The sequence below is a fragment of the Pseudomonadota bacterium genome (assembly GCA_010028905.1).
Taxonomy (GTDB): domain Bacteria; phylum Vulcanimicrobiota; class Xenobia; order RGZZ01; family RGZZ01; genus RGZZ01.
In genome coordinates this window covers 1-13230 of the sequence record RGZZ01000099.1, presented here as the reverse complement: position 1 = coordinate 13230, position 13230 = coordinate 1, and the positions used below count along the sequence as shown (strand labels likewise).

At 66.6% G+C, this 13230-nt stretch carries 13 protein-coding genes; 4 read left to right on the top strand and 9 right to left on the bottom strand.

Going from position 1 to position 13230, the window contains the following annotated elements; genetic code table 11:
- Window positions 1-152 precede the first annotated feature (152 nt).
- Complete coding sequence (locus tag EB084_09290; protein ID NDD28443.1) at window positions 153-2426, bottom strand: hypothetical protein; 2274 nt, start codon at window positions 2424-2426, stop codon at window positions 153-155.
- A gap of 238 nt (window positions 2427-2664) precedes the next feature.
- On the opposite strand from EB084_09290, the gene EB084_09285 reads away from it, so the two are divergent.
- The 3 genes from EB084_09285 to EB084_09275 are packed head-to-tail and all read left to right on the top strand — an operon-like array spanning window position 2665 to window position 7087.
- Window positions 2665-3357 carry an ABC transporter ATP-binding protein gene (locus EB084_09285; GenBank protein NDD28442.1) on the top strand — a complete coding sequence of 231 codons (693 nt, stop codon included), beginning with the start codon at window positions 2665-2667 and terminating at the stop codon, window positions 3355-3357.
- Window positions 3354-5915 carry an ABC transporter permease gene (locus EB084_09280; GenBank protein ID NDD28441.1) on the top strand — a complete coding sequence of 854 codons (2562 nt, stop codon included), beginning with the start codon at window positions 3354-3356 and terminating at the stop codon, window positions 5913-5915. The genes EB084_09285 and EB084_09280 overlap by 4 nt, the downstream gene beginning before the upstream one ends.
- A 32-nt stretch (window positions 5916-5947) precedes the next feature.
- Complete coding sequence (locus EB084_09275) at window positions 5948-7087, top strand: carotenoid 1,2-hydratase (GenBank protein ID NDD28440.1); 1140 nt, start codon at window positions 5948-5950, stop codon at window positions 7085-7087.
- A gap of 21 nt (window positions 7088-7108) precedes the next feature.
- Here the strand turns inward: EB084_09275 and EB084_09270 are convergent, their stop codons facing one another.
- The 6 genes from EB084_09270 to EB084_09245 form a co-directional block, all read right to left on the bottom strand.
- Window positions 7109-7495 carry a hypothetical protein gene (locus EB084_09270; protein ID NDD28439.1) on the bottom strand — a complete coding sequence of 129 codons (387 nt, stop codon included), beginning with the start codon at window positions 7493-7495 and terminating at the stop codon, window positions 7109-7111.
- Between the two features lie 166 nt (window positions 7496-7661).
- Window positions 7662-7982 carry a hypothetical protein gene (locus EB084_09265; GenBank protein ID NDD28438.1) on the bottom strand — a complete coding sequence of 107 codons (321 nt, stop codon included), beginning with the start codon at window positions 7980-7982 and terminating at the stop codon, window positions 7662-7664.
- A 12-nt stretch (window positions 7983-7994) separates the two neighbouring features.
- Window positions 7995-8477: a GNAT family N-acetyltransferase gene (locus EB084_09260; GenBank protein ID NDD28437.1), complete on the bottom strand. Its 483-nt coding sequence runs from the start codon at window positions 8475-8477 to the stop codon at window positions 7995-7997.
- The gene (locus tag EB084_09255) at window positions 8474-8968 is read right to left on the bottom strand and encodes a phage tail protein (GenBank protein ID NDD28436.1); all 495 of its coding nucleotides are present in this window, start codon (window positions 8966-8968) and stop codon (window positions 8474-8476) included. The genes EB084_09260 and EB084_09255 overlap by 4 nt, the downstream gene beginning before the upstream one ends.
- 25 nt (window positions 8969-8993) lie before the next feature.
- Entirely contained in the window at window positions 8994-9620 is a 627-nt protein-coding gene (locus tag EB084_09250) for a phage tail protein (GenBank protein ID NDD28435.1), read from the bottom strand.
- Window positions 9532-10035 carry a phage tail protein gene (locus tag EB084_09245; protein NDD28434.1) on the bottom strand — a complete coding sequence of 168 codons (504 nt, stop codon included), beginning with the start codon at window positions 10033-10035 and terminating at the stop codon, window positions 9532-9534. The genes EB084_09250 and EB084_09245 overlap by 89 nt, the downstream gene beginning before the upstream one ends.
- 230 nt (window positions 10036-10265) lie before the next feature.
- Between EB084_09245 and EB084_09240 the strand changes: the two genes are divergently transcribed.
- The gene (locus EB084_09240; protein NDD28433.1) at window positions 10266-11168 is read left to right on the top strand and encodes a hypothetical protein; all 903 of its coding nucleotides are present in this window, start codon (window positions 10266-10268) and stop codon (window positions 11166-11168) included.
- A gap of 52 nt (window positions 11169-11220) precedes the next feature.
- On the opposite strand, the gene EB084_09235 is transcribed toward EB084_09240, so the two are convergent.
- A complete protein-coding gene (locus tag EB084_09235; GenBank protein ID NDD28432.1) occupies window positions 11221-11733 on the bottom strand; it encodes a hypothetical protein in 513 nt (170 codons plus the stop codon).
- A 222-nt stretch (window positions 11734-11955) separates the two neighbouring features.
- Window positions 11956-13230, bottom strand: a 1275-nt coding sequence (locus EB084_09230) for a hypothetical protein (GenBank protein NDD28431.1), incomplete at its 5' end; no start/stop codon positions are given.

The following is a 13230-nucleotide window of genomic DNA, read 5'->3' as shown; positions in this document are numbered from 1 at the left end:
ATGTTGAACTGAGCATCGGAAATCCCTTGCATGGCCTGGGGCGCTTCGCCTCCTCGGCGGCACTTCCTGTCGAGTGACCTTCGCTGCCTGGAGACGAGAAGGGGCGGGGAGCTGATGCCCCCCGCCCCGATGTGGATGGTACTCGCCGAAGGTCAGTTCGACGAAGCCGGGTCGCCTGCGATGCGCAGGTTGTCGACGTAGAGGCCATCCTTGTCGATGGAGCCGTCAGAGGTCACGCGGAAGCGCACCTGCACGGTCTTGCCCTCGTAGGCCTTGAGGTCGAAGTTGCGGTCGGTCCAGTCCTGGGTGCCGTCGTACTTCGCCAGCTCGCTCCACGACTTGCCGCCGTTGTCGGAGATCTCGACGCGGGCGAAGTCGTAGCGGGCCTCGGTGTCGTGCTTCTCGCTGAACAGCAGCCGCGGGTTCTTCACGCCGGTGAGGCTGATGGGCTTCGAGGTGAGCTTGCTGTCGGCGTTGTCCGGGTAGGCGCCGTTGGGGGAGTCGGTGTAGACCATGCCGTGACCGGGCACGTTCACGCGGCCCCAGCCGCCGGCAGCGGTCCACTGGCCGCTGTCAGACTCGAAGTCGTCCTTGAACGCGATGGTCGCCGGCACGCTGGTGGCCGTGGCCGTGGCCGTCCCTGAGAGGTTGCCGAGGTTGTCGACGACGCGCAGCGCGAAGTAGTACGGCTTGGGCTGATCGTCGGGCACGATGGCCACGGTGAGGCGCTCCTTGCTGCCCGGGGCGCCCGGAGCAGGCAGGTTGCGCACCGCGGTGGCGGCGTTCCACGACGCGTCGTCGGTGATGGGGCTGTTCGACCAGCGCAGCTGGTAGGCGCTGGCATTGCCGGTCACCCCGTCGTCACCCGTGGCGGTGAACGCCAGGGTCATGGTGGCGGCGCCGGCCTTCTCCACCGCGAGGTCGCCCACGGTGTCCGGCGGAACCGCGTCGTTCTCGAGCGCGTTGGCTGCGTTCACACGACCGCCGCTCACCATCTTGCCTGCGAGCTCGTCTTCCTTGGTGACGGTGTTCATCAGGCGGGCCTTGAGCTGCTCGTTGGTGATGTCGGGGTACTGGGCCAGGATCAGCCCTGCCACGCCGCTCACGTGCGGCGTCGCCATCGAGGTGCCGCTCAAGCTCTGGTACTTGCCACCCGGCTGGGCCGAGTAGATGTCGACGCCTGGGGCCGCCAGGTCGACGGTGGTGGCGCCGTAGTTCGAGAAGTTGGCGAGGTGACCGTTGCGGTCGATGGCCGCCACGCTCACGATGTTGTCGAGGTCGAACCCACCCGGGTAGGAGGGGGTGTTGTCGGTGTTCGAGCTCTCGTTGCCCGCGGCGCAGATGTGTAGGGCCGGGGAGGCCTTGAAGGCATCGTACAGGGCCTGGCTGAAGCCGCCGCCGCCCCACGAGTTCGAGGTCACGCGCGAGCCGATGCGGGTGGCGTACAGCACCGCTTCGATGGCGTCTGCGTACGAGCCGCTGCCGTTGGCGTCGAGGAACTTCGCCGAGGCGATGGTGGCGTTCCAGTTCACGCCCACGATGCCGTTGCCGTTGTTGCCGACGGCGCCGATGGTACCCGCGCAGTGGGTGCCGTGGTCGTTGTCATCCATCGGATTGCCGGTCTTGGCGTTGACGTTGGCGCCGTGCATGTCATCGACGTACCCGTCGTTGTCGTTGTCGATGCCGTCTCCCGGGATCTCGTTCGGGTTGGTCCACACATTGGCGGCGAGGTCGGGGTGGGTGTAGTCGAGGCCCGTGTCGATGATGGTGATGAGCGCACCCTGGCCGTTCGGCTTTCCGGTGGTGCTGCTCCACGCACCCACGGCGCCGACGTCGACGCCCGCGGTGCCGCCGTTCTGGCCCTTGTTGCGAATGCCCCAGAGTCGGGAGTCGAGGTCGTTGGGCACCACCTCGGCGCTGCCGGGCTGCGCGCCCTGAAGCGACTTCGTGAGCTGGGCGTCGCTCGAGGTCTTCGGGTCGTCGATGTGGATCTTGTAGTTGGGCTCGACATAGGCGACACCGGGCTGACCCGAGATGCGCTTGATGGCATCTTCGACGGTCTCGCCTGCGCGCACCTTGAACTGGTAGAGCTCACCGCCGAACGACTTCTGCATCTGCTCGGGAATGGCGAAGCGCTTCATCGTCGTAAGCCCCTGACGGCTGACGAGGCTCTCCACCGCGCTCTTCGTCATCGAGCGGTCGAACTTCACGATCACCTGCCCAGGCATGTACTCGGGCTTGCCCGGCGCTGCAACGTCGGCCTTGGTGGCTGCGGCTGGGGCTGCCTTCTCGGCGGCGGGGGTGGCGCTGAGGGTGGCGCAGTCGGTTGGTTCCGCGGCGACCGGCGCAGCGGCCGCGGCGTTTGCGCTGCGGGTCTGGGGGGTGGACTGCGCGACGCTGAGGCTACGGATGTCATTGGTGATCACGATTCGGGACCCCTTTCAGGTGTATCGTCGCGGCGCCCCACCCGTTGAACTGAGCTTGGATGATGTTGGGCGGTGACGCCGTGCGCGAATTGACGTTTCTTTAACAAGTGCCCTCATTCTAAGCGGCCGGACCGCCCGGTCCAAGTCCGGATTTGTGAACATGTCACCGGCTTTTCAGGGGTGGGGAGAGGCACGATGACAGGGAGGCTGTTGGGCTGCGGGCAGCGAACCTGCGCGGGTGAGCTCGACGGCTGTTCCGGTGCACATCGAGGGCCTCACCCGCTCGTACGACGAGGGGGGAGAGCGCCACCCCATCCTGCGTGGTGCGACCTGCACGTTCCGTGGAGGGGGCTTCACCCTGCTTCTCGGGAAGAGCGGTTCGGGCAAGAGCACCCTGCTCAACCTGCTCAGCGGAATCGACGCGCCAGACGCAGGTTCCGTGCGCATCGGCGACACGGTGATCACCGCGCTTCCCGAGCGCGAGCGCACGCTCTTCCGCCGTGATCGCGTGGGCATCGTCTTCCAGTTCTTCAACCTCATCTCGACGCTCACGGTGCTCGAGAACGTCACGCTGCCCCTCGAGCTGGCGGGGCGCCCGGTCGACCAGGCGCGCGAGGCGGGGCAGCGCATGCTCGAGGGCGTGGGTCTCGGCCACCGCGCGCACGCCATGCCCGACCGACTCAGCGGCGGAGAGCAGCAGCGCGTGGCCATCGCCCGCGCGCTTGCCCACGATCCGGACCTCGTTCTGGCCGACGAACCCACCGGCAATCTCGATGAGCAGACCGGGCACCAGGTGCTCGAGCTGCTGCTCAAGCTCACGCGCGAGTCGGGCAAGACCCTCGTCATGGCCACCCACAGCCTTGATGTCGTGGCGTTGGCTGACGCGGTGTATACCGTGCACGACGGGCACCTCGAGCCCTACGTCCCGTGATCGGCCGTCTCGTGCGCGTGGGCCTGCGCCACCTCGCAGGCCATCGCCTGCAGGCCGCGCTCATGCTGCTGGGCATCGCCATCGGGGTGGCCGTGGTGGTGGCCATCGACATCGCCAATGCATCGGTTCGCAGCTCGTTTCGCCTCACCGTGGCCAGTCTTGCCGGGAAGGCCACCCATCAGGTCGTGGGGTCGGGAACGGGCGTGGACGCCGATCTGTACCGCCGTCTGCGGGTCGACCTCGGGGTTCGCGAATGCGCGCCTGTCATCGAGGACTACGTCGAGGCGGTGTCGCTTGATGGGCGCATGATGCGTCTGCTCGGGGTCGACCCGTTTGCCGATGGGGCGTTCCGCAGCTATCTGCTCGATCAGACGGGCAGCCACGACGCCCCCCTCGGTGACCTCACGGCGTTCCTCACCCATCCTGGCGCGGTGCTGATCTCGGCCGACCTGGCGCGTCAGTTCGGCGTCACCGTCGGGCAGCCGCTCGAGGTGACGCGCGGCGGTCGACGGGTGCGTCTGACGGTGGCGGGCCTTCTCAAGCCCACCGACGCTTCGGCGGCGCGCGCGCTCAGCGGACTGCTCATCGCCGACATCGCCACCGCGCAGGAGGTGTTCGACACCCCGGAGAGACTCTCGCACATCGATCTCCTCATCGATAACGACCATGCCGATGTGCTGCGGCGGGTCGAGGCGGCGCTTCCCGCGGGGGTGCGAATCGAGCCCGTGCGAAAGCGCGGGCAATCGCTCGAGCAGCTCACCGCGTCGTTCGAGCTCAATCTCTTCGCGGTGAGCCTGCTCACGCTCGTGGTGGGGGCGTTTCTCGTGTTCAACACGGTGACGTTCTTCGTGGTGCAGCGACGGGGTGTTTTTGCCACGTTGCGTGCCCTCGGGGTCACCCGTGAGCAGCTGTTCGCGGCGGTGATGGCCGAGACGCTCACGCTCGGGGTCGTGGCGTCTCTGCTGGGGCTGGGGCTCGGCGTGCTGCTCGGGCAGGGGGCGGTGCGGCTCGTGACGCGCACCATCAATGATCTGTACTTCGTGCTCACGGTGACCGACACCGCCATCGAGCCGTTCACCCTGATCAAGGGCTTCGTCGTGGGGGTTGGGGCCGCGCTTGTATCGGCGGTGGTGCCGGCCTGGGAGGCTGCCGCCGTGCCTCCCGCCGGGGGATTGCGCCGTTCGGTGCTCGAGGCCCGCGTGGGGCGCGCCGTGCCGTGGGTGAGCGCGTTGGGCGTGCTGCTGTTCGTGAGCGGCCAGGTCATTCTCGCGGTGCCCTCGCGTCGGGTCGACGTTGCGTTTGCCGCCATATTGCTCGAGTTCATCGGCGCGGCGCTGCTCGTCCCCCTGGCAACCATGGGGCTGATGAAGCTGGCAGGGCCCGTGGCACGCGTCTTCGGTGGAGTTGCGGGGCGGCTGGCGTCGCGCGCCGTTGTGAGATCGCTGTCGCGCTCGGCGGTGGCGGTGGCAGCGCTCATGGTGGCGGTGTCGATCATCGTGGGGCTCGACGTGATGGTGGGCAGCTTCCGGCGCACGGTCGATGACTGGCTGGGCGTGACGCTGCAGGCCGACATCTTCGTCTCGACCCCCGCGGGCACGGCTTCGCGCTCCGACAGCCTCGAGCGCGCGGTGGCGCGTGAGATCGCCGCGCTGGCGCCGGTCGATCACGTAGACACCGCCCGGCTCACGAAGCTCGACACGCCGGACTACGGTCTCGTGTTCTGCCTGGCCGTCGACGGTGACGTGGTGGCGCACCGACAGTTCATCTACACCGACGGCAGCCTCGACGACGTGCGCCGTGCCATTGCGCAGGGGGCCGTCATCGTGTCAGAGCCCTTCGCCTATCGTCACGGCATACGTCACGTGCCGGGCCAGGCCATCACGCTGCCGACCCAAGATGGGCCGCGGTCGTTCCCCATCTCGGGGATCTACTACGATTACGGGACCGAGCGCGGGTCGATCTCGATGGCGGGGCCTGTCTACCGCGCGGGCTGGCACGACGATCAGATCTCGTCGATTGCGGTGTACCTGCGGTCGGGCGTTGACGTGGAGCCCTTCGCCAACACGCTGCGGGCGCGCTTCGCCCAGCGCATCGCCCTCGACATCATGTCGAACCGCACCCTGCGCGCCACCGCGCTCTCTATCTTCGACCGAACCTTTGCCATCACCCACGCGCTGCGCGCGCTGGTGATGCTGGTGGCCTTCATCGGCGTGCTCAGCACGCTCATGGCGCTGCAGCTCGAGCGACGCCGCGAGATGGGGGTGCTTCGCGCGGTGGGCATGACGGTGAACCAGCTGGCCCGCGCCATCGTCATCGAGACGGGGCTCATGGGGGCTGCGGCGGGCGTGCTCGCCCTGCCCGTGGGAACCCTGCTGGCCTATACCCTGGTGCACGTGGTGAATCCGCGATCGTTCGGGTGGACCATGGCGTTCGTTCCTCGGTTTGAGTATTACCTGTCGGCGTTCGTCATCGCCGTGGCTGCTGGTCTGCTGGCCGGCATCTACCCGGCCTGGCGGTTCTCGCGTGTGGCGCCGGCCGAGGCCCTGAGGAGCGAGTGATGCGCGTGCGACGAGGCTTGCTGTTTCTGGTGATGCTCGTGGTAGGGGGCGTGCTCGCGCGTGTGTGGCTTGCAGGGGGCAGCGGGTCGGCCGCCACGGCGAACGGCGCCAGCGTCACCGATGCGCTGTCTGGCGGGGCGGGCACCGAGGGCTTTGCGCGGGCGCTGCGCCCACGACCCTTTGTGTTCCCGGAAGACGCCGGGCCTCACCCTGCGTATCAGACCGAGTGGTGGTACTACACGGGCAATCTCGACGGTGATGACGGAGGGCACTATGGATACCAGCTCACGGTGTTCAGGCGCGCCCTCACGCCGCATGCGCAGAAGCGCCCATCATCGTGGGGGGCCTCGCAGGTCTATTTCGCGCACTTCGCGCTCACCGACGTTCGGCGCGGGGCGTTTGTCAGCGATGAGCGCTGGAGCCGCGGCGCCGCGGGTCTTGCGGGGGCGCGGTCGGCGGCCCGCGGCGGAGGGGCGGCCTTCGACGCCTGGGTCGAGTCGTGGTCGATGCGCGCGGAGGGCGATGGCGCCCATCTGCGGGCCGACACGCCAGAGGCCTCCATCGACCTGGTGGTCACCCCAGAGCGTGAGGTGGTGGCCCAGGGAGATCACGGCCTGTCGCACAAGAGCGTCGATCCGGCCAACGCATCGTACTACTACTCCATTCCGCGACTGCGCACCACGGGCACGGTGAGATCGGCGGGGCGTGTCGTCTCGGTCTCGGGTCAGAGCTGGCTCGACCGCGAGTGGAGCACCTCAGCCCTGAGCAAGGACGAAGTGGGGTGGGACTGGTTCGCCCTGCAGCTCTCCGATGGGCGCGACATCATGCTCTACCACATGCGGCGGCGTGACAGCACCCTCGACCCCAACTCGAGCGGCAGCGTCATGACCGTGAACGGGGTCAAGCCGCTGCGCCTCGCCGACGTGCAGGTCGACGTCACATCAACCTGGCGCAGCCCTCACAGCAAGACGGCCTACCCGTCGTCGTGGCGGGTGCGCATCCCCAGCGAGGGGCTCGACCTGCGCGTCGAGCCCCTCGCTGCCGACCAAGAGCTCCAGGGGGCGTTTCGCTACTGGGAGGGGGCGGTGAAGATCACCTCGGCCGATGGCCGCGTCAACGGCAACGGCTACGTCGAGCTCACGGGGTATGCCGATCGGCTGTCGGGGCCGTAGCGCATTCCGCGCACGGGCCGGTCAGAGGCCGATGTGCCATCGATTACGAGGGTTGAGCCACTGGCCCTCCGCGAAGTACGCGCTGCCCCGGTTGTGGTTGGGCTGCTGGGCCCATCGGTAGACCGATGACGGCTTGGGGGCGTTGCACCATCTCACGGGGCCGCCGCTGTATCGCTCCATCTCCTGGCGCTGCTGCTGCGCAATCTGCAGGGCCGCACGAGAGAGCGAGATGCCGTCTGAGGTGTGGGGATAGCCGTGCGCAAACGACTCGGTGAGGCTCTGACGGGGAGCGCCAGGTTTGTTGGGTGTGGCGTGAAAGCCGTGATCTTTGAGGTAGAGCGCCTGAAAGAAATCGTTGTTCTGGAGCTGCGCAAGAGCCGCCCCATTCTGCATGCCGCCGCCAATCATTGCGGTTGTCCTCCTGTTCCGAACTTCCTTTTCGTGACAGGTTGGACACGTGTGCTGCCGAGATTTGCAGGCCCAGGCGCGAAGGGTTTTTCAAAAAGGGGGGGTCGATCGTGTGGCATGGCGCAGACGCAGTCGGGGGCGTGCCAGAGGCCTCCGAGGGGCGATGTCAGTCGATGCGCAGCGGGCGCAGCAGCCGGTTGAAGGTGGCCTCGTAGAAGACGAAGCCTTGATCATTCTTGTAGGGCACGACGAAGATCTGGAAGGCCCCCATACGCGTGTGGTCGAGCTGGTAGGTGCCCTGTTCGAGGGCGCGATCGGCTGGCCCGCGGAACGCCACCGAGAAGATGTCTTGCAGCGAATCGCGCTTGATGTGTCGGGCGCCCACCAGCGTAAGGTCGATGGCGTCAGCGTCTTTCAGGTAGGCGCGGAACGTGGTGTTCAGGTTCTGCTGGAACGTCTCGAGGGTGAGGCGCGAGTTGATCTCCACGGGGCTTCTCTCTCAGGGGGATAGGGTGGGGCTGGCCTGCGTGACTGGGTCGAGGCTCATGGCCCACTGCACACCGACCAGCTCGGTGACCCGCAGGCCCAGACGCTCATAGAGACGACGGGCGGCTTCGTTCATTGCGTCGACGTGCAGCCGCAGCGGTCTGCCTGTCTGCCGGGCCTCGTCGCAGAGGGGGGTCAGCACCGCCGTGCCAAGGCCGCGTCCGCGGTGGGCGGCGAGCAGGGCGACGTCGACGACCCGAATCTCGTGGGCTGAGCGCCACACGATGCATCGCCCCACCGCGACTCCGTCGCATTCGATGATGCGGTGGTCGGCGTCGGGGAACTGGGCGCGGTACGACCCTTCCTGGGCACGCAGCTGCATGGGGACCAGGGTCTCGGCCATGGGGCCCCACGCGGCGATGTCGCGGGCGCGCACGTCTTCGTACAGCTGGCGCAGGAACGCGCCATCGGATTCGCGGGCAGGGCGCTGCGTCAACTGCGCGGAGGGAAGATGCCGTACAGCGCAATGACGAAGTTCATCACGGTGTATGGCTTCATGAGCGATATGGGGAGGTTCTGGCCGGCGGGTGCGAGGGCGAGAGGCGCCATGGTCGTGTTGGCTGCGGCCGCGTCGTAGCTGCCGCTGCCCCCGGGGTAGTGTGCCACCGGCCCGCTTGCGCCTGTGTTGCTGCTTGCCGCGATGGTATGGGTGTGGGGAGGGAGATTGGGGAGAAGCAGGGTTCTGGCCTCGGTACCCCCGATCTCACCGATGTAGGGTACCTGGTTGCCGTCTGGCATGATCACCGTCTGTCCCGCCAGGTTGGGCAGGGCGAAGTTCTGCATGCCGTTGCCCCCATAGTAGGTTCCGATCAGCGAGAACAATGCGGTGTTCTGCTGGATCGGCAAGATCTGACCGTTGCACGTGGCGTAGCCGCGTGGGGCGAAGTTGAAGCCGCAGAGGGTGATTGCGCCGATGAAGCTCTCCATGTGATTCTCTCCTGCTCGCTTTTCGTCAGCCCCGCGAGGGGTAGATGCCCTGCAGGGCGATGACGTAGTTCATGGCGACGAACGGCTGCCGGATGTCGACGGGAGTGTTGTTGCCTGGACCGAGACCGACCGCGTCGGTTGCCAGGATCGAGGCATCGGTGCTGGTGGCGTAGGCAGTGCCGCCCGCCGCGAAGTGGTTGCCCACCGACGAGCCTGTGGTGTCGGTGGTGGTCGTCGCGTTCACGGCGTGAACGTGCATCGGCATGGTTGCCTGCGTCAATGTCACCTGCTCTGCGCCTTGTTGCTGGCCCATGACGTACTGTGTTCCGCTGCTCGGGGACTGCCCTTGATGGATGGGCACGCGAGCTCGCAGGTCTGGCAGGTTGAATGTGTTGACACCGTTGCCACCGTAGGTGATTTCGAGCAGGGAGTACAGCGCCTGGTTCTGGTTGATGGGCATGGTTGCGCCGTTGCAGAGGGCCCAACCGCGGGGGGCGAATTTGAACGATACGATCTTCAGGGAGCCCAGGAACGCGTCAGCCACGATGGCACACCTCCACAGTTCAAGATTGGGCGGGGTAGATTCCGGAGAGCGAGATGATGTAGTTGATGCCGACGAAGGGCTGCTGCACCGAGAACGGCTGGCTGCCACCCGTCGACCCCACCGTGTCGGCCGCCATTGTGGCTGTGGCCGTGGTGGCGTAGCTCTGGCCGGCCGCGGGGTAGGCATTGGTGGGTGAGGCTTGCGTGCCCGCGGCCGAGCTTGCCTGCAACGCGTGCGTGTGGGGCGGGAGGTTGGCGGCGGTGAGGGTCTGGGTGGCGCTGCCCCCTGTCTGACCCGTGGCGTACTTCGAGCCGCCCTGTCCTCCGGCGTGCAGCACGAGCCGCCCGCGCAGGTCGGGGAGCGCGAACGTGCTCACGCCGTCTCCCCCATAGGTGGTGCCGATGAGATTGTAAAGCGCGTCGTATTGAGCGATGCTCAGCAGCTGGCCTTGGCACAAAGCCCAGCCGGCGGGCGCGAAGTTGCCTGCGAATATCTGGACTTCGCCTAAGAAGCAATCAGCCATGCGTACCTGTCGCCCTTCACTTCGGTGCGCGATCTCGTCTGCGGCCCTTCTTGCCCGTTCGGACGGGCACCACGACGCGGGGAGAGCGCTGCTGCACAGGTCATTGCGGCTTCAACGTGCCGATTCCCTGCACGAGCGTCGACTTCTTTTCATGTTAGCGCCTCGGGGCGGCAGGGGGGCGGCGTTCGACGGGGAACTCCAGACCGCATACACGCTGGAGGTCTGAACGCATGAGACGGCGCGAATTTCTGTCAGTGGCTTCCGCTTCCCTGGGTCTGGTTGTGCTCACCCAGGCGGGCTGCGGAGGCGGTAGCGCAAGCGGCTTGTCGGCCACGGGCTCGCCGCTGCTCGGAACCGATGCCGCGGTGGCGGGGGGCGCTCCGATTGTCACGTCTCGCGTCGACGCCTTCACGTTCAACGGCACGGGAACCCTGTTCGGCATTGATGAGTCCGCGAACACGCTCTTCGCCAAGGAGGCCCACGGTGACAGGAGATGGACGACGGGGGGCCAGGGCACCCAGCTTGGCCGGTTCAACGGTCCGAGCGATCTCGTCTACGCGCCGAATGGCTACATCTATGTGGTCGACGCGGGCAACGCGCGGGTGCAGATCCTCGACGCTGACGGGGTTGCGGTCGGGCAGTTCGGCACGTATGGCACCGGTGACGGCCAGTTCCTGTCGCCCAACTGCATCGACGTGGGGTCGAACGACTGTCTGTACGTGTCTGACGCCGCCGCACACCGCGTGCAGGCCTTCAGCCTGAACGGGGAGTTCAAGTTCTCGTTCGGTGGCTTCGGTCTGACGGGTTCCAATCTGAACGGCCCCATGGGCGTGGCCGTCATCGAGCAAGAGGTCTATGTGGTCGACACGGGCAACGGCCGCGTGCAGGTCTACACGCTGCGCGGCGCTTATCTTCGCGGCATCGGTGGGGTCGAAGTGCTGTCGTACCCGTACGACGTCGAGGTGGCGACCGACGGCACGGTGTACGTGAGTGATCCTGCCACGGCACAGGTGATCTTGTTCAATGCTGGCACCGGTTCCATCGAGCGCATCGCCATCACCCACGATGGCAGCCCGGCCTCCCCTCAGGGCATCTCGCTCGACGCCGAGCAACGTCTCTTCGTAGCAGTCTGATCGACGTCGCCACGATGCGCTGTGTGAATCGAGCCCGTCAACGCGAGCAGCGTCAGGCGGGCTCGTCGTCTTCGTGCGCTTCTTCTTCGTCGTCGTATTCTTCTTCGTCATCTCCGTCGAGCAGCTGGGTGCGGGCATATCCCTCCCAATCAAGGCTCTCCTGGTCGCGTACGTAGCATATGTCATCAAGACGCAGCCAGCACAGCCCCTCTTGGTCTTCCGCTTCTTCAGGGGTCTTGGGCAGGTCGTCTTCGGCGCACTCGGCCACGAGAACCCACCGATGGGGCCAGTTGATCTCGGGTTGGTCGTTGTAGCTGATGATGTCTTCTGATTCTTCGACCAGCGCGCTGATCTCGTCTTCTGACAGCCCTTTGCCCGCGTGCAGCAGATGCGCGTGGATGTCGTACACCGCAAACTCGTCGTACACGAGAACCCGCACGCCCGCGGTGTTCACGACCTGCCCAAGGATGGCCGGGTCGTAGGCTTCATCAGCGTGGAATCGGCTTCGTGCAAGCTCTTCGTCGCTGACGGGAGGGCGCGGTTGCATCGCGTGGATCGTGTTCATGGCAAGGCCTCACTGCCGGTTTTGGCGTGCGGCGCACGGGGTGTTCTGTGCTGCTGGTTGTACATTTCGAGATTCTCGAAATGAGTTCCTCGAAATCTGTTCGGGCCTGATTCCAGCCGAATGATGAGCATCGGCTTCACTACAGCTTCTGCTCAGCGCTGTTCGGCAAGAAGAATCCGAACAATCGACGAAGCGAGGCCCCTCAGCCTCTGCCGTTGCCCCTCAGCCTCTGCCGTTGCCCCTCAGCGCCGCGCGCAGCACTTCGGCGATGCGCGCAGCGTTGGGCGCTTCCATCATGGCGTCGTGCGGGCACGACATGGGGTGGACCTCGAGGGGGCCGTCGATGAGGCGCCTCCAGCCGTCTATCGTCGCGTCGTCGCCGTCTTCGCAGAATAGCAGCACGCGGCCGTCGTAGCGGCCTGGCGCGTAGCGCTGCAGGGCTTCCCAGTGACGTTTCGCGGCGTCGATGTAGTCTGGCGGGTAGGCGCTGAGATCCATGGCGTCCTCGAGGGGAACGAGGTGGCTCGATCTGCTGTCTGAGGGGCTCTTCACCTTTCTGATCAAGCTGCGCACCTTTTTTTTCGCCGTGCGCCAGCGCTGGCCCCAGGTCATGGCGGCAAGTGTGCGCACGTGGCGGGCAGCACGCCTGCCCAGAGAAGGCTTCCCCTCTGTGGCGTGGTCGGGGCGTGCCGTGTCCACCAGCACCACGACCCCCATCTCGCAGCCTCGCGCGCGCAGCAGGCGCCCCATCTCGTATGCCACGATGCCGCCGAAGCAGAAGCCTCCGATGTTCAGCGGACCGCCAGGGTGAACGGCGAGCAGGGCGTTGACGTAGGCTTCGGCCATGGGTGCGATGCGGTCGAACGACCGCTTCGGCGCGCGGACGCCAAAGCTTGAGTGCTCTGGCGCCATGCGCCGGGACACCGGTCGGTAGTAGAAGAAGCCGCCCCCCGCGTCTCCGCCCAGCGAGTGGACCCAGTACATGGGCGTGCCGTCTTCGTGCACCTCGAGGGGCACGATGGTGTCGGGGGGGGTCGCAACCGAGTCTCCCCGGATCGCTGCGGCTACACGCGAAATGGTCTGGGCCTCGAAGAGCGTGGTCAGCGAGATTCGACAGCCGAGGTGTTGCTCGATGTGCGCCACGACGCGGGCGCCCGACAGCGAGTGCCCGCCGAGGTCGAAGAAGCCATCGGTCACCCCGATGGGGGTCACGTCGAGCACGGTCTCCCAGATCTCCACCAGGGAGCGCTCGAGGTCGTCTCGCGGAGCGACGTGACGTGGCGCAGGCGCCATCGTTGCGGAAGGCAGCGCGCGCAGATCCACCTTGCCGTTGGCGGTGAGCGGCAGCGTGTCGAGGGCGATGAACGCAGAAGGCACGAGGAAGGCGGGCACGCGTTCGGCCATCCACGTCGGCAGCGATGCGCACGTCGCAACCGAGGCCACCACCCAGGCCACGAGTCGCCTGCCTCCGCTCTCGTCGGGCAGCGGCGCCACTGC

Bases quoted from the DNA above. Each gene is read 5' to 3' on its own strand.
- EB084_09275 (NDD28440.1), top strand. From the start codon at position 5,948: ATGCTCGTGGTAGGGGGCGTGCTCGCGCGTGTGTGGCTTGCAGGGGGC.
- EB084_09270 (NDD28439.1), bottom strand. From the start codon at position 7,495: ATGATTGGCGGCGGCATGCAGAATGGGGCGGCTCTTGCGCAGCTCCAG.
- EB084_09255 (NDD28436.1), bottom strand. From the start codon at position 8,968: ATGGAGAGCTTCATCGGCGCAATCACCCTCTGCGGCTTCAACTTCGCC.
- EB084_09245 (NDD28434.1), bottom strand. From the start codon at position 10,035: ATGGCTGATTGCTTCTTAGGCGAAGTCCAGATATTCGCAGGCAACTTC.
- EB084_09240 (NDD28433.1), top strand. From the start codon at position 10,266: ATGAGACGGCGCGAATTTCTGTCAGTGGCTTCCGCTTCCCTGGGTCTG.
- EB084_09235 (NDD28432.1), bottom strand. From the start codon at position 11,733: ATGAACACGATCCACGCGATGCAACCGCGCCCTCCCGTCAGCGACGAA.